The sequence below is a fragment of the Salinibaculum salinum genome, from assembly GCF_037645885.1.
GTDB lineage: Archaea > Halobacteriota > Halobacteria > Halobacteriales > Haloarculaceae > Salinibaculum > Salinibaculum salinum.
On the sequence record NZ_JBBENW010000026.1, the window covers coordinates 20,097 to 40,416 of the forward strand.

Annotated in this window: 19 protein-coding genes; 13 read left to right on the forward strand and 6 right to left on the reverse strand. The window is 63.9% G+C overall.

The genetic code is table 11. From position 1 onward, the window contains the following. Positions 1–19: 19 nt before the first annotated feature. On the forward strand, positions 20–784 hold the full coding sequence (locus WDJ60_RS17375; protein WP_340101983.1) for a competence/damage-inducible protein A: 765 nt from the start codon (positions 20–22) through the stop codon (positions 782–784). A 3-nt stretch (positions 785–787) separates the two neighbouring features. Here WDJ60_RS17375 and WDJ60_RS17380 read toward each other — a convergent pair whose 3' ends face one another. Further along, positions 788–1,726 carry a branched-chain amino acid transaminase gene (locus WDJ60_RS17380; RefSeq protein ID WP_340101984.1) on the reverse strand — a complete coding sequence of 313 codons (939 nt, stop codon included), beginning with the start codon at positions 1,724–1,726 and terminating at the stop codon, positions 788–790. A 200-nt stretch (positions 1,727–1,926) separates the two neighbouring features. Here WDJ60_RS17380 and WDJ60_RS17385 point away from each other — a divergent pair, with 200 nt between their 5' ends. Further along, positions 1,927–3,054 carry a HEAT repeat domain-containing protein gene (locus WDJ60_RS17385; RefSeq protein ID WP_340101985.1) on the forward strand — a complete coding sequence of 376 codons (1,128 nt, stop codon included), beginning with the start codon at positions 1,927–1,929 and terminating at the stop codon, positions 3,052–3,054. 8 nt (positions 3,055–3,062) lie between these two features. Here the strand turns inward: WDJ60_RS17385 and ribB are convergent, their stop codons facing one another. From ribB to WDJ60_RS17405, 4 genes are all read right to left on the reverse strand, one after another. Then, positions 3,063–3,737 carry a 3,4-dihydroxy-2-butanone-4-phosphate synthase gene (ribB, locus tag WDJ60_RS17390; protein WP_340101986.1) on the reverse strand — a complete coding sequence of 225 codons (675 nt, stop codon included), beginning with the start codon at positions 3,735–3,737 and terminating at the stop codon, positions 3,063–3,065. After that, positions 3,721–4,416 (reverse strand): DUF120 domain-containing protein, encoded by a 696-nt coding sequence (locus tag WDJ60_RS17395; protein ID WP_340101987.1) that lies wholly within the window; start codon positions 4,414–4,416, stop codon positions 3,721–3,723. The genes ribB and WDJ60_RS17395 overlap by 17 nt, the downstream gene beginning before the upstream one ends. 132 nt (positions 4,417–4,548) lie before the next feature. Beyond that, positions 4,549–5,262, reverse strand: coding sequence for a DUF502 domain-containing protein (locus tag WDJ60_RS17400; protein WP_340101988.1), 714 nt, complete (start codon positions 5,260–5,262; stop codon positions 4,549–4,551). Between the two features lie 122 nt (positions 5,263–5,384). Then, positions 5,385–6,212, reverse strand: a complete 828-nt coding sequence (locus WDJ60_RS17405) for a proline dehydrogenase family protein (protein ID WP_340101989.1) — start codon at positions 6,210–6,212, stop codon at positions 5,385–5,387. An 88-nt stretch (positions 6,213–6,300) separates the two neighbouring features. On the opposite strand from WDJ60_RS17405, the gene WDJ60_RS17410 reads away from it, so the two are divergent. From WDJ60_RS17410 to WDJ60_RS17460, 11 genes are all read left to right on the forward strand, one after another. Next, entirely contained in the window at positions 6,301–6,846 is a 546-nt protein-coding gene (locus WDJ60_RS17410) for a CDP-2,3-bis-(O-geranylgeranyl)-sn-glycerol synthase (protein WP_340101990.1), read from the forward strand. Between the two features lie 63 nt (positions 6,847–6,909). Beyond that, positions 6,910–8,043, forward strand: coding sequence for a hydroxymethylbilane synthase (hemC, locus tag WDJ60_RS17415; RefSeq protein ID WP_340101991.1), 1,134 nt, complete (start codon positions 6,910–6,912; stop codon positions 8,041–8,043). Beyond that, positions 8,040–8,801 (forward strand): uroporphyrinogen-III C-methyltransferase, encoded by a 762-nt coding sequence (cobA, locus tag WDJ60_RS17420; protein WP_340101992.1) that lies wholly within the window; start codon positions 8,040–8,042, stop codon positions 8,799–8,801. Before hemC ends, cobA begins: the two co-directional genes overlap by 4 nt. After that, entirely contained in the window at positions 8,798–9,535 is a 738-nt protein-coding gene (locus WDJ60_RS17425) for a uroporphyrinogen-III synthase (RefSeq protein WP_340101993.1), read from the forward strand. Before cobA ends, WDJ60_RS17425 begins: the two co-directional genes overlap by 4 nt. Then, the gene (locus WDJ60_RS17430; RefSeq protein ID WP_340101994.1) at positions 9,532–10,731 is read left to right on the forward strand and encodes an MFS transporter; all 1,200 of its coding nucleotides are present in this window, start codon (positions 9,532–9,534) and stop codon (positions 10,729–10,731) included. Before WDJ60_RS17425 ends, WDJ60_RS17430 begins: the two co-directional genes overlap by 4 nt. Positions 10,732–10,758: 27 nt before the next feature. Next, positions 10,759–12,165, forward strand: coding sequence for a DHH family phosphoesterase (locus WDJ60_RS17435; protein ID WP_340101995.1), 1,407 nt, complete (start codon positions 10,759–10,761; stop codon positions 12,163–12,165). 112 nt (positions 12,166–12,277) lie between these two features. Beyond that, on the forward strand, positions 12,278–12,469 hold the full coding sequence (locus WDJ60_RS17440; RefSeq protein ID WP_340101996.1) for a hypothetical protein: 192 nt from the start codon (positions 12,278–12,280) through the stop codon (positions 12,467–12,469). Beyond that, positions 12,466–13,764, forward strand: a complete 1,299-nt coding sequence (locus WDJ60_RS17445; RefSeq protein ID WP_340101997.1) for a cobyrinic acid a,c-diamide synthase — start codon at positions 12,466–12,468, stop codon at positions 13,762–13,764. The genes WDJ60_RS17440 and WDJ60_RS17445 overlap by 4 nt, the downstream gene beginning before the upstream one ends. A 225-nt stretch (positions 13,765–13,989) precedes the next feature. Continuing rightward, complete coding sequence (locus WDJ60_RS17450; protein WP_340101998.1) at positions 13,990–14,856, forward strand: universal stress protein; 867 nt, start codon at positions 13,990–13,992, stop codon at positions 14,854–14,856. A 73-nt stretch (positions 14,857–14,929) separates the two neighbouring features. Beyond that, entirely contained in the window at positions 14,930–15,994 is a 1,065-nt protein-coding gene (locus tag WDJ60_RS17455; protein ID WP_340101999.1) for a hemolysin family protein, read from the forward strand. Between the two features lie 122 nt (positions 15,995–16,116). Continuing rightward, entirely contained in the window at positions 16,117–17,133 is a 1,017-nt protein-coding gene (locus WDJ60_RS17460) for an AI-2E family transporter (RefSeq protein WP_340102000.1), read from the forward strand. Between the two features lie 114 nt (positions 17,134–17,247). Here WDJ60_RS17460 and WDJ60_RS17465 read toward each other — a convergent pair whose 3' ends face one another. Beyond that, positions 17,248–19,986, reverse strand: a complete 2,739-nt coding sequence (locus WDJ60_RS17465) for a cation-translocating P-type ATPase (protein ID WP_340102002.1) — start codon at positions 19,984–19,986, stop codon at positions 17,248–17,250. Positions 19,987–20,320: the final 334 nt, after the last annotated feature.

Sequence of the window (20,320 nt, forward strand, 5' to 3'; positions counted from 1 at the left end):
CTCCCATCTGTCCTGATAGATGGAAGTCGCCTTACTGACTGTCGGCGACGAGCTGCTCGCGGGGGATACCGCAAACACCAACGCGACGTGGCTCGCCGAACGCCTCACCGAGCGCGGCGTCACGGTGACGCGCATCCTCACCATTCCCGACCAGCGAGCGCTCATCGCCCAGCGCGTCCGAGAGTACAGTGACGACTTCGATGCCGTCATCGTCACCGGTGGCATCGGCGGCACGCCCGACGACGTGACACTCGACGCCGTCGCCGACGCCTTCGACCGGGAGATGGTCGTCAGCGAGCAGGCCCGCAGCGCCGTCGAGCAGCGACTCGACGAGATCGGCGATGCCGTACCCGATTTGGACCTCGACGTCGACGCCGAGGCGACCTTCCCCGAGGGCGCGCGGCTGATTCTCAACCCGGAAGGGCTCTCGCCGGGCTGTATCGTCAAAAACGTCTACGTCTTCCCGGGAATTCCACGCGAACTGAAAGCGATGTTCGGCACGGTCGCCGAGGAGTTCGTCGGCGAGGCCGTCTCGCACTTTCTGTACACTGTCGAACCGGAGGCCAACATCGTTTCGACACTCGAAGCCATCGCCGAGGAGTTCGACGTGAGCGTCGGCTGCTACCCCGACCGGGACGCGCGCCACAACCGGCTGAAACTCACCGCCACCGACGAGGAGACGCTGGCCGAAGCGACGGCGTGGCTCCGCGAGCGTGTGAACACGAGCGAGACGCCCGTCGAACGCGACTGGAGTCGAAGCGACGCCTACGGTGACAGAGAGTAACGACTAGACCGGGTAGAACCAGTCGTCGTACGCCGCCGGAGCCTGCTCGACGATATCGAAGAACTCGGTCTGAATCTCGTCGGTGACCGGTCCCTTCGTGCCCGCGCCGATCTCGTTGTCGTCGACGCTGCGAATCGGCGTGACCTCGGCCGCAGTCCCAGAGAAGAACAGTTCGTCAGCAGTGTAGAGTTCACTTCGGGAGATGGTCGCGTCGTCGTGGACAGTGTAGCCCAGATTCTCGGCAATCTCGATGACCGACCGGCGGGTGATACCGTCGAGAATCGACTCCGCGAGGCCAGTCGTGTAGATTTCGCCGTCGCGGACCAGGAAGATGTTCTCGCCCGGTCCTTCGGCGACGTTGCCCTCTTTGTTGAGGACGATCGCCTCGGTGTAGTCGTTGCCCTTGGCCTCCAGACTGGCGAGGACGCTGTTGACGTACGCACCGGTCGTCTTCGCGTTCGTCGGAATCTGGCTGGAGGCGTGTTTGCGCCACGAGGAGACGGCCACGTCGACGCCCTCTTCGAGCGCTTCCTCGCCGAGGTAGGCGCCCCACGGCCAGACGGCAATCGCAGTCTGGACCGGCGAATTGCCGGGATTCAGCCCGAGCGGACCGTAGCCGTAGAACGCCACCGGGCGGATGTAACAGGAATCAAGATTCTCCCGACGGATGAGTTCGACCGTCGCCTCGGTAATCTCCTTGGGTTCGAACGGAATCTCCATGTCGTAGGGTTTCGCAGACTCGTAGAACCGGTCGAGGTGTTCCTCCCAGCGGAAGATAGCGGGACCGTCTGCGGTGTCATAGCAGCGCACACCCTCGAAGACACCGGTGCCGTAGTGGAGGCCGTGAGTGAGCACGTGGACCTGTGCATCCTCGAAGTCGACGAACTCGCCGTCCATCCAGATGGTGTCGACGCCCTCGTACATCTCCGGCCGGTCGCTCATGGCCACCCACCCCGGCGACTGTCCGCACTCGCGTGTCTGTCCCAAACATCTGTCTCGTCGAAGTCCATATCCCACAATCTGTGGCCATCGTTAAGAGTGTTGACGGTCCGGGCGCACTCGAGGACGTATCCAGCGCGTCGAGTGAGCGCCCTGACAACACACACCAGATATATACTGTGGCGTCTGTATCACCCCTACTGATGGCTGAACGAGCCAGTGGTGGGCAGGGTGTATCACTCGACGAGGCAGAGAGAGCGTTCCTCGAACGATGCGCGGACCGACCCGGAGAGGTGGACATCGAGGACATCTTCGAGCGACTCGACGCCGACCCGGAGTCCGCCAGTGAAGACGAAGACGCTGCGGACGTTCGTCGACTGGGGGCGCGCGGTCTGGTCCAGTACTCGCAAGCAGACCCGGACGGACTGGCCGGCGACGGGGAGCGCATCCTCACCTACCTCTCCGACGACGCCGAGGACGTTCGCTCCAGCACGATTATGGTGGTTCAGCGGCTGGTCGAAGCCGACGTGGCGGCGTTCAGTGAGCCGCCGGTCGGGGCGCTAACAGCCCGGTTAGGGAAAGAGGACCAGCCCGGGTCGAAACGCGTCGCACAGACGCTGGTCGAACTGCTGGACGCCGAGGACCAACGGCTCGTCGAGGCCGTCGACACCACGGTCGATCTCTTCAGTGGAGATAGACACGAAGCCGGTAGCGCGATTCAGGCGCTCTCAGTGCTGGGAGACGCCTATCCCGACCCAGTCATCAGCCGACTGGCGGCACGACTGGACGACGACGATGCCGACGTTCGGAAGTACGCCGTCCGGACGCTCGCGACGCTCTCGGAAGACAACGCGGCGCTGGTCGGTGAGGCGACCGACCGACTGCTCGCACTGCTCGAGACTGAGAATGCATACACGCGCGAGCACGCGCTGGAGACACTGGTCGACGTGGCAATCGACGACCCCGTCGCGCTCGAAGCGGCAATTCCACAGCTCACGGTGCTGGTCGACGCCGACCACAGCAAGACCCGTCGGGGCGCCGTTCGCATTCTCGCGGAACTCGGCCGTGCGGACGTGGATATCGAACCAGCAGTGACAGAGCTCCGGAATCGGCTGGACGATGACGACAAGATCGTTCGCAGAGACGCCTGCTACGCGCTCGGCATCCTCCGTGCCGAGGCTGCGACCGAAGACATCCGCGCCCGCAGAGACGACTACGACCTGGAGTTTGCGGCCGTCGCCGACGCTGCCCTCGAACGAATCGAAACTGGGGAGTCGACCCCACCGATGACAGACCTCGACCCCGGCGAAATCTTCGTCGCGCGAAACTAGCAGGGCAGTTACGAGAACCGCTCGACCAGCGCCGCGCCTTCGACGTAGGGGATGTCGTGGCGCTGTGCGTACGCCTGGGCGGCCGCGGGCGAAAGCGCGCTACCCGTCTCGTCGTCGAGCATCTCGCAGACGACCACTGCCGGAGGCAGGTTCGCGTCCGCCGCGAGTGCGAGCCCGAGTTCGGTGTGCCCCTCGCGGTCGACGAGCAGGTTCGGCGCACCGCGGAGAACGTGGACGTGACCCGGCACCCGAAACGTGTCGGCAAAGTCCGTCCCCGTCGGCTCGGCCGCAGCGTCTGCGAGCGCGGTAATCGTCAGCGCGCGGTCCTCGTCGGTGATGCCGGTGCGGGTGTCGCGGTGGTTGACCGTCAGCGAGAACGACGAGCGGTCGTCGTACGAGAGGTCGTGGTCGGCCGCCGCAGGGTGTTCCAGTACGTCCTGGACGAACGGCAGCCCGAAGGTCGATGCCACCGCGTCGGAGACGGCGACACAGACCAGTCCGCCGGCGTCGTTTCGCATACGCGCGACTGCATCCGGTGTGACCGCATCCGCGGGGTAGACGAGGTCCGTTTCGCCCTCGCGGTCGGCCGCATCGTGGATGCAGACCGGTTGTCCGTGACGGAACGCTTCGATGGCCGCGCTGACGCCGTCTGTCGGCCGGGGCGTGTCACCGCTGCTCGACATCGACAGTCACCTCGTCACCGTCTTGCAGTTCCAGCGTATCGCGCAAGCGATCCGGAGCGATGACCTCCAGGTGGTCGTCGCCGTGGTGGGTCCGCTCGGGCGCGATGACGTGTGCCGGTTCGTAGCGGTCGTCGGCGACGACCGTCGCCGGGTAACAGTACGCCGGGCCGTAGGTCCGTTCGTCGTCTTCCCAACCCTCGATGACAACCGGGTCGATAGCACCGAGGTGGGCACGCCGCCGGATGCTCTCCTCGGTGAGATCGATGTTGAACGTGCCGGCGAAGGGTTCGTAGCCGAGCAACTCGCGGAACTGCGCCATGTATCCCGGGAGCGTGATGTAGTGACGACCCTCGCCCATCCCGCTGGTCACCACACCGGTCAACGAGACGCTGGCGTCCTGTTCGAACAGCCGACGATAGTCGGCGTACTCGGTCTGCAAACGGCGCTCCCCATCGCTGGTAATCTGGACCCACTGTCCGTCGCTGACGATGTCCCGCTCGACACAGCCGAGTTCGTCCAGTTGCTGGAGTCGCCGTGACGCGGTCTGCGTCGAAGCGCCGAGACGCTCTGCGAGTGCCGAACAGGACAGCTTCTCCTCGCCGTCCAGCGCGCCGAGGAGTGCGAGCTCTTTCAGCGTCGCCAACCCGTCGGCATCGAGCACCCGCCGTGTTTCTGGCATAGCTGGGAGTTAGAAGTCATCCCGGATAAGTATAACGGGACCGTGATGTATCCCACTAACGTTATGCCTTCGTGTCAGAGGGTGTTTGATGTCGAGAGTCAAAGGATATAACAGTGACGGCGGCGGGTTTGATCAGCCCGACGGCTCGGACTGGTGGGTGTCGTCACCGTCTGACCGGCTCGTGTCACCGTTCTCGCTCGTAGCCACGCCTTCCGCATCGTCAGTTGACACCTGCTGTTCGGCGTCCGTTTCGCCGGACGCGAGCCGGTCCTGTCCGTCGAGTAGTTGGGAGAGTCCAGTCTCGTTGTTTTCACCGAAGCCAGCACTCAGGACGCGGGTCAGGGCATCTTCGAGACTCTCGTCGGTCTCGGTGTACTCGTCTGGTTCGACTTCGATGACGTATCCCGTCGTGATATTGGGTGCCGTCGGAAGAAAAAGCAAGTCGCGACCGTCGTCGGTTTTCTGACCGGTTTTGAACGCCGTCATGCGCATCCCGTCCCAGGTTTCAATTTTGACCGGCGCCTGGAGGTTCTCGGTCCCGCCGAGTGCGGTCTCGGCTGCCATCTTCGAGGCGTTGTAGACCACCCGCAGCCCCGGCAGCCTGTTGATGAGGCTGTCCAGCGTGCTCTCGAAGACGGCCCCGACGGCCGTCCGCATCAGGTAGCCGATGGCGAAAACGAGCAACACGAAGACCGCGAGCGTCAGGGCCACGCGTGCGTACACGTCGTCGACAGGGACCGGGAGGCCGGCGAGCTGGTTGAATATCCAGACGACGACGAACAGCGTTATCAGTAGCGGCGTGAGAATGATGAGCCCACTCGCGAAATCGCGTTTCCAACTCCCCATTATGTTTGTCTGGCTAGTGGACGGTAATCAGTCTATTCGTTTCATACTAGCGGCTGGACCATCTCAGAGAGACTGGGCGTCCTGTGGTGCCGAGAGTATCCACGAACGGACAGTCGGCAGTCTCAACCCAGAAGCGCCCGGAGTGCGAATTTTGCGCTGCCGACATTTTCTGTCACCCGCCGATAGAAGTACGAGAGCCACCGACTGCCGTAGGGAACGTACTGCCACACCTCGCGATGCCCGGCGAGATCGCGCTGGGCGTCCTCCCGGACACCCATCAGCATCTGAATCTCGTAGGGCATCCCGTACTCGTCGTGGAGCGTCGCCGCTCGCGCCAGCATCGCCGGGTCGTGACTCCCGACCGCGATACCGTCGTCGAACTGTTCGAACATGTATTCCAGATGGGCTTCGTAGGCCTGGTCGACGCGGGCGGTCGACTGGTGGGCGATATCGGCCGGTGGGTCGTACGCCCCCTTCACGAGTCGGACGTTGCCCGGCAGACCCGCCAACCGTTCGAGGTCGTCGCCCGTCCGTTTGAGGTTGGCCTGGACGCAGACGCCGACGGCGTGTTCGCCGGCGTGGCGTTCGAACGCGTCGAGAGTCGCGTCGGTCGTCGTGTGGTCTTCCATGTCCAACCAGACGAAGATATCCCGACCGGCGGCCCGCTCGACGATTCGGGCGAGGTTCTCCCGGAACACGTCCTCGCCGACAAGCAGCCCAAGTTGCGAGGGTTTGACCGACAGACAGACGCGCAGGTCGGTCGTGCCGATGTCGTCGATGAGCCGGCAGTAGGTTTCCGTGTCTGCATCGGCCGGCGCTCGCTCGTGGTAGTGTTCGCCGAGCAGGTTCAGTATCGTCCCGATGTCGTCCTCATCCAGTCGACGGGCGCGTTCGAGCGCGGTGGCAGCCGACTCGCCAGCGACGAAGCGACGCGCCAGCGGCGGTAGCATACCCGAAATTGGGTCCCCCGACGCAAGTCAGTATCGACAGTTTCGGCAAACCCCGTCGATTAAGGTGCGGGGGTGTGACGCGCCGACAATGGCAGTGTTCGAAATCGTCGCGACGGCGTTCTGGGCGATGCTCCCAGCCTACGTCCCCAACAATGCGGCCGTGCTCTTCGGCGGCGGCGCACCGATAGACGGCGGCCGAACCTGGGGCGGCCGACGCGTGCTGGGCGACGGCAAGACGTGGCGCGGTACCATCGCCGGTTGGGGGACCGGGATGCTGGTGGCGCTCGCGCTCAACCAGCTCGCCGACCCCGCTGGTGACGTGCTCGGCGTCTCGCTCCCGATCTTCCCCGATTCCGCCCTCGTCGCCCTGCCGCTGGGCGCAATGCTCGGCGACATCGGTGCATCGTTTCTGAAACGCCGCTCCGGCCGCGAGCGCGGTGCGCCCTTCCCCGGCCTCGACCAGCTCGATTTCGTCGTCGGCGCGCTCGTGCTCGCGTTTCTGGCCAACCCCGGCTGGTTCAGCGACACCTTCACGCTCCCCGTGATCACTGTCGTAATCGTCCTCACGCCGGTGTTACACGTCGCGACGAACGGTATCGCGTACGCCCTCGGACTGAAAGACGAACCCTGGTGACGCCCTCGCAGAGACCGACCAGAAGTGGTGTGCTTTTCACTCCTGACCGAGGAGAGGTGGGTAATGAACGCACGCGGTAGGACGCTCCGTCTCGGGACGCGGGGGTCGAATCTGGCGCTCCGACAGGCCAGTACGGTCATCGAAGCGCTCGAGCAGCGTCGGCTCTCGGCCGAACTGGTCGAAGTCGAGACGACCGGCGACCAACTCCGCGACGAACTCATCCACCGACTGGGGACGACCGGTGCCTTCGTCCGCAGTCTCGACGAGAAGGTCATCGACGGGGAACTGGACGGCGCAATCCACTCGATGAAGGACATGCCGACCGACCAGCCCGGCGACCTCGTGGTCGCGGGCATCCCGGAACGGGCCGCGCCCGGCGACGTGCTCGTGACGCCGGACGGAACGACGCTGTCGGACCTCCCGGAGGGAGCGACCGTCGGCACGTCGAGTCTCCGCCGGGGCGCACAGTTGCTGGCCGAGCGGCCGGACCTCTCCATCGAACCGCTCCGGGGCAACGTCGACACGCGCGTCGAGAAACTCCTCGCACCGAGTCGGCAGCGCGAACACGAAGCGCGCGTCGACGCCGAAACAGAAAGCGAAAAGGAGTCAGCAGACGACGACGCTGACGATGCCGGCGACGAACCGGAGTACGAACGGACCGTCGAGGAGTGGTTCAACGACCTCGCGGAAATCGAGCGCCGCGCGCTCGAACGCGACGTCGACAGCGAGTACGACGCGATCTGTCTGGCCGAAGCGGGACTCCAGCGGAGCGGCCTCCTCCACCACCTCGACTACCAGCGTCTCGACCCGACGGAGTTCGTGCCCGCACCGGGCCAGGGCGCGCTCGCGGTGACCGCACTCGACGGCGAACTCGCCGAGTCGCTCCACGAGGTGCTCGATCACCCGCTGACACGGGTCGAGACGACCGTCGAGCGAACAATCCTGGGGGAGCTCGGCGGCGGCTGTGTCGCCCCCATCGGCATCTACAGCCGCCTCCAGGGCGAGGTCGTCACGACGACGGTGCGCGTCCTCGCACAGGACGGCAGCGAGGAGGTCACGGCCACCCGTGACATCCCGGTCGAGCGCCACGCCGAGGCCGCCGCAACGTTTGCCGAGGACCTCGCGGCGCAAGGAGCCAGGACGCTCATCGACAGCGCGAAACGCGACCAGCCAGACGACGCGAAACGTGACCAATGAGTGAGGGGACGGTCTACCTCGTCGGCAGCGGCCCCGGCGACCCGGAACTGCTGACCGTCAAAGCACAGCGCCTGCTCGAGGAGGCAGACGTCATCCTCCACGACAAACTGCCAGGTCCCGATATCCTCGAAGAGATCCCCGAGACGAAACGCGAAGATGTTGGCAAGCGCGCCCACGGCAAAGGAACCTCCCAGCAGTACATCAACGACCGCCTGGTCGAACTTGCCCAGGAAGGCAAGAACGTCGTTCGGCTGAAAGGCGGCGACTCGATGATGTTTGGTCGCGGCGGGGAGGAGATGGTGTATCTCGCTGACCACGGCGTCGACTTCGAAGTCGTGCCAGCCGTCACGTCCGCGATTGCTGGCCCCGAAGTCGCGGGAATTCCCGTCACACACCGCGACCACGCATCGTCGGTGACGTTCGTCACCGGTCACGAAGACCCCACGAAAGAAGAGTCGGCCGTCGACTGGGGCGCACTCGCCGCCTCTGGTGGCACCATCGTCGTCCTGATGGGCGTCACCCGATTACCCGAGTACACCGAAGCGCTGATGGCCGCCGAGATGGACCCCGAAACCCCCGTTGCGCTCGTCGAACGCGCGACGTGGGAGGCCCAGAAAGTCGCCACTGGTACCCTCGAAACCATCGTCGAGGCCCGCGACACAGTCGGTATCGAACCGCCCGCATTGACCGTCATCGGCGGCGTCGCCAGCACGCGCGAGCGCGTCGTCGACTTTCTCCAGAACGAACCAAACAGATGACAGAGACACGACCCACCGTTGCAGTGTTCCGACCCGACGACGACCGACTCACCGCCGCAGTCGAAACGCTCGAATCGCTCGGCGTCGACCCGCTCGGCGACCCGATGCTGGCTGTCGAGCCGGGCGGTACAACACCCCGAACGGATGCCGACTACGTGATTCTGACCAGCAAAACCGGCGTCGAGCTCGCCGCAGCGCAGGGATGGGACCCCGCAGGAACCACCGTCTGTGCCATCGGCGAGTCGACCGCCGACGCACTCGAGCAGGCGGGGTACGCCGTCGACATCGTTCCCGAGGAGTTTACCTCGCGCGGACTGGTCGACCGCCTCGCTGGTGAGGTCGACGGCGCGCGTCTCGAAGTCGCCCGAAGCGATCACGGCTCCGCCGTGTTGCTCGACGGTCTCGAAGCTGCTGGTGCGTACGTCCACGAAACCATTCTCTATCGACTCGTCCGTCCCGACGGTGCCGGTGTGTCGGTCGAACGGGCCGTTTCCGGCGACCTCGACGGCGCACTCTTTACGTCCTCGCTGACGGTCGAGCACTTCGTCGACATCGCCAGCGAGCGCGGCGTCAGAGACGACGCAATCGCGGGGCTGAACGACGCCGTCGTCGGGACGATCGGCCCACCGACGAAGGACACTGCAGAAGCGCTGGGTATCGAGGTCGACGTCGTACCGGCCGATGCGGACTTCGAGCAGCTGGCGCGCGCGGCCATCGAGTTCCTCGACGAGTGAGCGGGGACGTTCGCCGGTTCGTCGCGGTAGTCACCGCCTGGCAAATCGTCGCGAGCAGTTGCTACTACGCCGTCTTCGCCGCCGCACCGTTCGTCCGCGAAACGTTTGGCCTCTCGCGGTTTCTCGTCGGCGTCGTCGTGACGACGATGACGCTCGGCTACACGCTCTTTCTGTTCCCCAGCGGCGCCGCCGTCGACGCCTACGGAGAGCGACCGATGCTCGTCGGCGGCCTCGCAGCGCTCGGAGCCGGTGCCGTCGCCGTCGCCATCGCGCCGTCGGTCGCGGTGCTGTTCGTCGCGGCCTTCGCACTCGGGAGCGCGTACGCCTCCGCGATGCCTGCGGGTAACCGGGCCATCGTCGTCGGCGTGCCGTCCGACGTCCGGGGGGTCGCACTCGGACTGAAACAGGTCGGTGTCACCGTCGGCAGCGGTCTTTCGGCTGTCGTCGTGGTCACGCTCGCGCCGATGGTCGCCACCTGGACGGCCGGACTGGTCGCACTCGGCGCGAGCGCGGTGGTAGTCGCGGGACTGTTCGCCGCCGGCTACCCCGCTCATCCCGGCGACGGTCGACTGACGACTCCGGATATCGCCGGTCTGCGGGCGAACGGCCCCTACGTCGCGCTGGTCCTCGCCGGCTTCTTTCTGGGTGCGGCGCTGTTCACCACAGTCGGGTATCTCACGCTGTATCTGACCGAATCAGTCGGCGTCGCGGCCAGTCTCGCCGGCATCGGGTTCGTCCTCCTGCAGGTGACCGCCAGTGTCGGACGGGTCGTAATCGGTGACCTCGCCGACCGACTCGAACGACGGACCGACTGGGGGCGAGCGCGCTCCGCCGCGACGCTGCTCACCGGGCAGGTCGCCATCGGTGCGGTCCTGCTCGGCGGGTTCGCACTCCCGGTCTCGACTGCCGTGGCGTTCGTCCTCGTCGCCGGCATCGGCCTCACCGTACTGGGGTTTCCCGGCCTCTACTACACCTGCATGTCCGCGCTCGTCGACGACAGCGAAGTCGGAGCCGCCACGGCTGGCGGGCAGACGACGCTCAACGCCGGTGCACTGGTCGCCCCGCCGGCCTTCGGCTGGCTCGCCGACACCCTCTCCTATCGAGCCTCGTGGGGACTGCTGACCGGGAGCGCTATCGTCGGCGTGGCGCTGGTCGGAGTCGTCGTCTGGCGCACCCGGAACGGACCGGAAGCTTAAGTCCGAAGACGGTCCTACCTCGCCACGATGGGACCGGTGCCCGACCTCAGCGAGCGCGCGACCGCCTGTGCCGACCGACTCCGGCAGGCCGACAGCGTCCTGCTCGCTTCACACATCGACGCCGATGGCCTGACCAGTGCCGCAATCGCCTCCACCGGACTGGAGCGGGCCGATATCACCCACGACGTCGTCTTCAAGAAACAGCTCGACGCCGACGAAATCGCCAGCATCGCCGCCCGCGAGTTCGACACTGTCCTCTTTACGGACTTCGGCAGCGGGCAGCTCGATATCATCGCCGAACACGAACGCGCCGGCGACTTCCAGCCGGTCATCGCCGACCACCACCAGCCCGCCGACAGGGAGACCGAGTTCCACCTCAACCCGCTACTGGAGGGTATCAACGGCGCGTCGGAGCTCTCCGGTGCCGGCGCGAGCTACCTGCTGGCCCGCGCGCTCGAAGACGGGACAGACAACCGCGATTTGGCGGCACTGGCGGTCGTCGGAGCCGTCGGCGATATGCAGGCGGTCGGCGGCGAACTCGTCGGTGCCAACCGCGACATCGTCGAGGAGGGTATCGCGGCCGGCGCACTCAAGGAGGGGACCGACCTCGCCTTCTACGGCAAGCAGACCCGCCCACTCCCAAAGCTGCTCGAATACGCCAGCGAGGTCCGGATTCCCGGCATCTCCAACGACGAGGCCGGGACCGTCTCGTTTCTGGAGGGGCTGGACGTGGAGCTACGGGCCGACGGCGAGTGGCGGCGCTGGGTCGACCTCACCGACGACGAACAGCAGACCGTCGCCAGCGCGCTCGTCCAGCATGCCCTCAAGCGGGGCGTCCCGGCGAACAAGGTCGACCAGCTAGTTGGGACGACGTACACGCTCGTCGACGAACCCGAGGGGACAGAGCTCCGTGACGCAAGCGAGTTTTCCACACTCCTGAACGCCACCGCGCGCTACGAGCGGGCCGACGTGGGACTGGGCGTCTGTCTGGGCGACCGCACGGGCGCGCTCGACCGAGCACGGAAGCTCCTCCAGAATCACCGCCGAAACCTCTCTGACGGCCTCCAGCAGGTCAAATCGAAGGGCGTCGAGCGCGCCGAGCACGTCCAGTACTTCGACGCCGGCGACGAGATTCGAGAGACCATCGTCGGCATCGTCGCCGGGATGGCTCTGGGCGTCGAGGGCGTCGACCCCGACCGGCCGATACTCGCCTTCGCCGAGAAGAACGACGAGGAGACGAAGGTCTCATCCCGCGGGACTGCCCGGCTGGTCGGCCAGGGACTGGACCTCTCTGTCGTGATGCGAGAAGCCTCCCAGTCCGTCGGCGGCGACGGCGGTGGCCACGACGTGGCTGCCGGTGCGACCGTCCCCGCCGGTGCGGAAGAGGAGTTCATCGAGGCCGCCGACGATATCGTCGCAGAGCAACTGGAGTGACCATCGTCGCCCTCGGTACTGGAACAGTCAGCAAGTAACCGCGTACATTGTGATAGATGACGTACTACCTTGATACCTAAAATGAGAAGACACGGTTCAGAGCTGTCCGCATATGGACAGGCGTGAATCCCTGCTCGGCGTGACGAGTTCGCCGGGACTGCTGACAAGATGCAGCGAACTGCCCGAATTGAGTGGTAATAGAGGAGAAGGCGATGGCGACAACGAGACGGCAGAGACAGGTCCGCCGCAGGGACAGGTCGTTCGGAAGGACTACCGCGTCCTTGACGCCAAGGAGGAGCAATGAACGGCCTCGTCCTTGGTGGGACGAGTTCGGGCGTCGGGAAGACCGTCGCCACGCTGGCGTGTATCAGGGCACTCTCTGACGCCGGGTACGACGTGCAACCGGCCAAAGCCGGCCCGGACTTCATCGACCCGAGCCACCACCGGGCCGTGGCCGGGCGGCCGTCGCGGACGCTCGACTGCTGGCTCCAGGGTGAGGACGGTATCCGGCGAAACTACGCCCGCAGCGAGGGAGACATCTGCCTCGTCGAGGGCGTGATGGGGCTGTACGACGGCGACGGCTCCAGTACCGCGATGGTCGCCGAGGCACTCGACCTGCCGGTCGTGCTCGTCGTCGACGCCAGCGCCGGGATGGAGAGCGTCGCCGCGACCGTGCTCGGCTTCCGGGAGTACGCCGCGACGGCAGGCCGGGATATCGACGTGGTCGGCGTCCTCGCTCAGCGCGCACACGGCGGCCGCCACGAGCAAGGCATCCGTGAGGCACTGCCGGACGGTATCGCATTCCTCGGTCGTATCCCGCCGCGCGGGGACCTCGAAATCCCCGGCCGCCATCTCGGGTTGCACATGGGCGACGAATCGCCGCTGGACGACGACGCACTGGCCGCCGCGAGCGAGCACATCGACACCGAGCGCATCGTGGAACTCGCACGCTCACCACCGCCGGCAACAGAGTCACCGGAGCGACCGCGGACCGACGCGCGCATCGCAGTTGCCAGCGACGCGGCGTTCTGTTTTGCCTACCCGGCGACAGTCGAGCGACTCCGCGAACGCGCAAACGTGGTCACGTTCGCACCGACCGCAGGGGACGACCTCCCGAACTGTGACGGCGTCTACCTCCCCGGCGGCTACCCGGAACTACACGCGGAGGCGCTCGCAGACAGTTCCGCACTCGACAGCATCGAGACGCGGGCGGCCGACGGGTTACCGGTGTTCGGCGAGTGTGGCGGTCTCATGGCGCTCGGCGAGACGCTGACGACCGTGGACGGAGACAGCTACGAGATGGCCGGCGTCCTTCCGGCGGCATTCGAGATGTGCGAGCGCTATCAGGCACTCGACCACGTCCGGCTCCGGGCGCGCCGAAAGACGCTGACCGCCGACACTGACGGAATACTCCGCGGGCACGAGTTCCACTACTCCAGTGCAGACGTGGATTCAGATGCACGGTTCGCGTTCGACGTCGAGCGCGGGGACGGCATCGCCGACGGGACGGACGGACTCACCGAATACCAGACGCTCGGCACGTACTGTCACGTCCACCCGGCGAACGGCGCGTTCGACGGGTTCGTCGACAGCCTCTGAAGAGGGTACTATCGACAGGTTGCAATAGCTTCTCTCAATGCTGACACAACCGCGGTACCGCTCGGATCGGTGGGTAGCAGGTTCAGTGGAAAAGTTCGAAAATCGGCCGAGTGTCGCAGGTGCCGGTGCGTGGGCTCGGGCGTCGGAATCGAATGGTAGATACTACGCCGCTACAGGTGGTGACAAGCCATTTGAACGTGATGTGCGTAGGTACTCACAATAGAGATGTATCAGGACATTCTGCTCCCGTTCGACGGAAGCGATGGGGCTGCGGCGGCCCTGCATCACGCTGCGGAGATCGGACACTGGGCCGACGCCACGATCCATATTCTGTTCGTCGCGGATACGAGACGCGAGAGTGTCACCGTCGTCGAAACCCAGGTCGTTGATGCGCTTGTTCAGGAAGGCGAAGACATCGTCGAGGAAGCCGAGAAGACACTGGACACACTCGGTGTCGACCACGATTCCGACGTCGTCCAGGGGACTCCAGCGCCGACAATCGTCGAGTACGCTGAGCGATACGACCACGACGTGGTCGTGATGCCGACTCACGGCCGGGAAGGGGTGTCACGATACCTTCTGGGAAGCGTCACGGAGAAGGTCGTCCGTCTGTCTGCCATCCCCGTTCTGACAGTACGGATGCAGCCCGACGAACAACTGGTGTTCCCCTACGAGAACATCCTCCTCCCGACCGACGGGAGCCCTGGTGCGACCCACGCTGCCGAATATGGCCTCTCACTCGCAGCGGCTCTCGATGCGAGCGTTTACGTGCTGTCCGTCGTCGACGATACGTCGCTGGGTCCGGACGTTCGCTCGGCCATTTCGGGACGGGAACGTGAACAGGCCGCGACCGATGCCGTTGACGGCCTCGTGTCGGAAGCAGAGACACGCGACGTTTCGAACGCTGTCCGGCACGTCGAACGCGGATCCCCCATCGAGGTGATACTCGATACTATCGAATCGAACGATATCCACGCCGTCGTCATGGGAACGACCGGGAGGCGCGGAAGTGATCGAATACTCCTCGGAAGCGTCGCAGAAAAGACCGTCCGCTCCGCACCAGTACCCGTCATCACGGTTCGAGAAGAGTAGCGGTTCTGCGAGATGTCTTCCGACTACCATATTTCCTTGCTTATTTACTTCGGGAATTCGGTAGCAGGCCATAATGACCCCGCTTGAGCTTAGCCTCCGCCTGGTCGCTGGTCTCGTTCTCATCTTGACCAACGGCTTTTTCGTCGCTATCGAGTTCGCGTTGACGCGCGCTCGACAGTTCAGCGAACAAGAGTTCATTGACGGAAGTCCTGCCCTCGAACGGGCGTGGGAAATGACACAGAATCTGGAGATCTATCTGACGACCTGTCAGGTCGGGATCACGGCATCGAGTATCGCGGTCGGGATCGTCGCAGAGCCCGCACTGGCGGCGTTGTTCGAGCCGTATTTCGCCACCACACCGCTCGCGTCGATCGGAGCGGGTGCGATAATCGCGTTCGGGATCATCAATCTCCTGCACCTCACACACGGCGAGCAGACGCCGACCTACCTCGGCGTCGAGCGCTCCCGGATGGTGTGCCGGTACGGGGCGACGCCACTGTACTGGTTCAACTGGCTGATCTCTCCGCTCATTACGCTCGGCGACTGGATCGCCAAAGCCACGCTCAAGCTGTTCGGCATCGAGATGACCGGGGCGTGGCTGGAAACCGAAGAGGAAGTCCTCGAATCACGAGCCCAGCTTCGCAATCGGTTGCACTCGCTTCTGGAAGAGGGTGAGCTCCCGGAGGAGCGCCGCGAGGAAGTCCTCAGCGCACTCGACATCGACGAACTCCCGATTCGTGAGATTATGGTTCCGGCAGACGACATTATTGCCCTCTCGACCACTCTCTCGGTGGAAGAGAACTTCGATCGTATCCGAAACACTCCCCACACCCGATTTCCACTGGTGGGTGAGGAGTTGACGGACTTCCACGGGATCGTGTATGCACCGTCGATCATCGACCAGTACGAGGGCCTCGTGGACGGCGCCATCTCCTTCACCGAGATCGCGGCACCCCCGATGACGCTCGCGGCGGAGACGAACGTCAGCGACGCGTTCGATCAGTTCCAGGCCGAGGACCAGGAGCTCGCACTCGTCCTCGAGGACGGTGAAATCGTCGGCCTCCTCACCGCGACGGACACTCTCGAAGCGGTAATGGGCGAACTCGAAGATCCCCTCGATCAGCAGGCGTCGACCTAAGCTGACATAACGGCGGTGCGAAGGTCGTTAGAAACACTCTCTACCGCGCATACTCGGTTTCGAGCGGTCTGACTCGGGGTTGATGTGGGATCTTTATCACATCGCTCGACGAATTCACAGTTGTGAACCTCAGCAAGGGGTTTGTCCTCGCCCTCGTCGTTATCCTCCTCGTGCTATCGGCCATGCTGATCCAGCCGTTTCTGCAGTACGTCCTCGGTGCCGTGCTCCTCGCCTACATGCTCAATCCGCTGCAGGTCCGCCTCGAAGCGTATGTATCGCCGATGGTCGCCGCACTCTCGCTCGTGACTCTGGCAGTTGCTGGATTCGTCGCCCCGTTCGTGGTGGTCCTCGCGACGGTCGTCGATAGTGCCGACCGGATCCTCCGAGACGTCGACACTGGCTCGGTACAGATCGAGGTAGTCGAATCCCGAATCGAGGAACTCACCGGGCAAGAGATCGACGTCGCCGGCGAAATCGTCAGCTCAGGACAGGAGATCGGGACGATCGTGTTCGAACGGTCGACCCAAGCGTTCGGGACGATCACCTTCCACCTCATCGGAATCGCGTTAGCGCTCTTTCTCGTCTACTACCTTCTCAAAGACGGTGATGACTTGGTCAACTGGCTCCACCAAACGGTCCCCCTCCCAATGGATATCCAGCGCGACCTCTACGGCGAGATCAACGACGTGATGTGGGGCGTTCTCTTCGGACACGTCTTCGTCGCCATCGTCCAGGGGGTCGTCGCCGGAGTCGGACTCGTCGTTACTGGCGTTCCCAATGCGCTGTTCTGGACGGCCGTCATGATCGTTCTCGCGATGGTTCCGCTCGTCGGTGCGATCCCCGTCTGGGGCGGGGCAGTAGTCTACCTGTATCTCACGGACGAACCGCTGTTCGCCGTCGGACTATTCGTCTACAGCGTCATCGTGGTTGGGCTCACCGACGACTATCTCCGTCCGTTCGCCGTCGACAGGTACGCGAAGCTCAACCCTGCCGTCATCCTCCTCGGTATCCTCGGAGGAGCGTACGCATTCGGGATTATGGGACTGTTCTTCGGTCCCGTCGTCCTCGGCGCACTCAAAGCCGCTCTTCGCGTTGGCTTGGATAACTGGACCCAGATCGACGAGAGACACATCGACTGACCGACCGTTCGGAATCAGTCGAACAACAGATCTCCGAGCCGTGTCCCCAGTGTTGGTGTGCCAGATCGGCGGCAGAAATCCAGAACAACCCGACCAGCGACGAGAGAGAGCAGGTCATTCTGACACCCGCGATTCGAAGATTCGGCTATTCAGCGCGGATAAGACGACGTTGAGCAGGAGGAACACAACGAATCCAACGGCGATCCACCCCCACTCGACGAGGGAGAGTGGAACGACCTGGAAGAACTCGTGAAGTGGCGTGTACAGGACTGCGAGCTGGACGAGGAGCGACACGCCGATCGCACCGACGAGCCATAGGTTCGAGCGAAGCGTCTGGTCGTACCGCGAGCGGATGACCTGAATTCGGATCAGCTCGACGACGACAATGAACGTAAACAGGAGCGACTGAGCGCGGAGGAGCGACCCCGTACGGTCGAGAGCGTAGAAAAAGACACCTAGACCTGTCACCGCCAACAGGACCGCAATCGTCAGTATTGACACGAGCACGCGCGTGTTTATCACCCCCTCGTCGGTGGGTCGGGGTGGCCGATCCATGAGGCCATCCGCGTGTGGGTCAGCGCCAAGCGCGAGCGCGGGAAGCGTATCCGCGACGAGGTTGATCCAGAGAATCAGGATCGGCGTCAAGATCAACGCTTGCGATGTCCCCGAGAACTGTGACGGAAAGAGCAAACTGCCGAGTAACACGCCGAGAAACACCACCAGTACCTCGCCGGTGTTGGTCGAGACGAGGTAGTTGACGAACTTGCGCACGTTCTCGAAGATGCCTCGTCCCTCTCGGATGGCGTCACGAATCGTGGCGAAATTGTCGTCCTGTAGAATCATGTCAGAGGCCTGCCGAGCGACATCAGTGCCGCGCTGTCCCATCGCCACCCCAACGTCTGCCTGCGTGAGTGCCGGCGCGTCGTTGACGCCGTCGCCCGTCATCACGACGTTGTGTCCGCTGTCCTGGAGCGCGTTCAGAACGCGGACCTTGTGGTCCGGTTCGACCCGGGCGAACACGTCCACGTCTTCGATAGTTCGCCCCAGTTCGTCGGCGGATTGTTCGGTGATGTCACCACCCGTCAGGGCGCCATCCGGGTCGAGCCCGATTTGCTCGCCGACGGCTTGTGCCGTCGTGAGATTATCTCCAGTCGCTAACACCGTTCGAATGCCAGCCGACCGGCAGTCCGCGATTGCGTCTTCGACTTCCGCTCGGGGAGGATCGAGCATCCCCTGTAAGCCGAGAAACACCATGTCGTCCTCGATCCCATCCGCGTCGGCCGACGGATCCTCAACGGGTTTCGACGCGAAACCGAGCACCCGGAGCGCGTCCGCTGCGAACGACTGCGTTCGGTTGAGAATTTCTCGCCGCTTTTCATCGGTGAGTTCGGTCACGTCACCGTCTTCGAGGACAGAGTCACATCGCTCCAGGACGGTCTCCGGTGCCCCCTTCATGTAGGCCGTCGGCTCCCCGTTTTCGACGATAACGGTCATCCGCTTTCGCTCCGATGAAAACTGGATCTCCCGGATCCGGTCTCCGACTGGGTCGATATCCGCGTCGTCCGCCGCTCGCCGGAGCGCGATCTCGGTCGGCTCACCGCGATACTCGCCGTCTCCCGTTCGGTCGACGTTATTGCAAATAGCACCACATCGCAATAGCGGGGCAACGTCTGGCTCACGCCCGTGATTGCCGTTAGCAGCAACCCGCTGGTCGTCACCGTCACTACTCGCTGCTTTCGAGTTCGATTCAGACAGGTCAACGACGGCTCCGGAAGCGTAGAGTCGTGTCACAGTCATTCGGTTTTCCGTTACCGTACCCGTCTTGTCGGTGACGATAACGTCGACCGAGCCGAGGCTCTCCACGACCGGGAGCCGTCTAACCAGCGCATTCCGGTCGACCATCTCCCGTGCACCCAGTGCCAGCGTGAACGTCACGACTGCGGGGAGTCCCTCCGGGACGCCCGCGACGGCGAGGGTAATGCCAACGAGGAGGATCGCGGTCGGTTCCGTCGCCGTGAACAGGAATTGGACACCGACGACCAGGACGATCAACGACACGACGAGCGCCCCGATCTGCTTGCCGAGGTGTTCGACTTCGGTCTGAAACGGCGTCTGCCGGTCGTCAGCCTCGTCCAGTTGGGTGGCGATTCCACCGACTTCCGTCTCCATGCCTGTCTCGACGACGACCGCTCTACCTCGGCCCTTCACGACGGTCGTATTCTTGTAGACCATGTTGCGGCGCTCGGCCAGCGGTGTGTCTTCGGCTATGCACTCAGTCGTCTTCTCAACAGGCGTGCTCTCTCCAGTGAGTGGGGACTCGTTCGTCCGTAACTCCTCGGCGTCGAATACTCTGGCGTCAGCCGGAATCGCGTCGCCCTGTTCGAGATAGACCACGTCCCCCGGGACGACCTGTTCGGCATCGATCGACTGTTTCTCTCCGTCACGGAGGACGGTCGCATCCGGACTGGCGAGTTCGCGAAGTGCTTCGATAGACCTGGTGGCCTGGTAGTCCTGGACGAACCCGAATACTCCGTTAGCAACGATGATGAGTGCGATGAACACCGCCTCAGTGTAGCTTGGCTCACCTCCGGGAATGAGCCCGGTGCCGAGTGACAAAAGCGCCGCCACCACAAGAAGATAAATGAGCGGGTTACGGAACTGAGAGAGGAGTAAATCGAGGATCGATGTCCGTTCGGCCTCGTGGATCTCGTTTGTCCCGTGTTCCGACAGTCTGCGTTCTGCCTCGCTGGACGAAAGCCCCTCTTCGTCGGTCGCCAACGCCGAGAAGGTCTCATCTGTCGGTGTCGCAGACCAGGGTTGCGAGCGAGTCGTGTCCGCAGTAGAGCGGGCCATACTATCAATTTGTTGTAACCGAAGGACGCTGCCGCAGTCCGGTCCAGTCTCCAAACTCGCATACCTCTAATTTCACCAACATCACAGGTGCGGTGAAGACAGAGGCGGAGGAGAAAAAACTTCCCGAAAACGATCAACGATAGTAGCCACTGAAAGCCATTGCACATACGACCGCACGATGGCGGTGCAGTCAGTGTGTAAGCCAAGCATCCGTCTTTAGTTAGACCTCACACCTCGGTTGCGTAGCGGTAGCGAGCGTCTCTTGCAGTATCGGTCGTTGCTGATGGATTTTCTGTGCGTCCTCGATCAGCCGTTCTAACAACGGTGGCGGCGA

Coding starts and splice junctions, on each gene's coding strand:
- WDJ60_RS17375 (WP_340101983.1), top strand. CDS start 20: ATGGAAGTCGCCTTACTGACTGTCGGCGACGAGCTGCTCGCGGGGGAT.
- WDJ60_RS17380 (WP_340101984.1), bottom strand. CDS start 1,726: ATGAGCGACCGGCCGGAGATGTACGAGGGCGTCGACACCATCTGGATG.
- WDJ60_RS17385 (WP_340101985.1), top strand. CDS start 1,927: ATGGCTGAACGAGCCAGTGGTGGGCAGGGTGTATCACTCGACGAGGCA.
- ribB (WP_340101986.1), bottom strand. CDS start 3,737: ATGTCGAGCAGCGGTGACACGCCCCGGCCGACAGACGGCGTCAGCGCG.
- WDJ60_RS17395 (WP_340101987.1), bottom strand. CDS start 4,416: ATGCCAGAAACACGGCGGGTGCTCGATGCCGACGGGTTGGCGACGCTG.
- WDJ60_RS17400 (WP_340101988.1), bottom strand. CDS start 5,262: ATGGGGAGTTGGAAACGCGATTTCGCGAGTGGGCTCATCATTCTCACG.
- WDJ60_RS17405 (WP_340101989.1), bottom strand. CDS start 6,212: ATGCTACCGCCGCTGGCGCGTCGCTTCGTCGCTGGCGAGTCGGCTGCC.
- WDJ60_RS17410 (WP_340101990.1), top strand. CDS start 6,301: ATGGCAGTGTTCGAAATCGTCGCGACGGCGTTCTGGGCGATGCTCCCA.
- hemC (WP_340101991.1), top strand. CDS start 6,910: ATGAACGCACGCGGTAGGACGCTCCGTCTCGGGACGCGGGGGTCGAAT.
- cobA (WP_340101992.1), top strand. CDS start 8,040: ATGAGTGAGGGGACGGTCTACCTCGTCGGCAGCGGCCCCGGCGACCCG.
- WDJ60_RS17425 (WP_340101993.1), top strand. CDS start 8,798: ATGACAGAGACACGACCCACCGTTGCAGTGTTCCGACCCGACGACGAC.
- WDJ60_RS17435 (WP_340101995.1), top strand. CDS start 10,759: ATGGGACCGGTGCCCGACCTCAGCGAGCGCGCGACCGCCTGTGCCGAC.
- WDJ60_RS17440 (WP_340101996.1), top strand. CDS start 12,278: ATGGACAGGCGTGAATCCCTGCTCGGCGTGACGAGTTCGCCGGGACTG.
- WDJ60_RS17445 (WP_340101997.1), top strand. CDS start 12,466: ATGAACGGCCTCGTCCTTGGTGGGACGAGTTCGGGCGTCGGGAAGACC.
- WDJ60_RS17450 (WP_340101998.1), top strand. CDS start 13,990: ATGTATCAGGACATTCTGCTCCCGTTCGACGGAAGCGATGGGGCTGCG.
- WDJ60_RS17455 (WP_340101999.1), top strand. CDS start 14,930: ATGACCCCGCTTGAGCTTAGCCTCCGCCTGGTCGCTGGTCTCGTTCTC.
- WDJ60_RS17465 (WP_340102002.1), bottom strand. CDS start 19,986: ATGGCCCGCTCTACTGCGGACACGACTCGCTCGCAACCCTGGTCTGCG.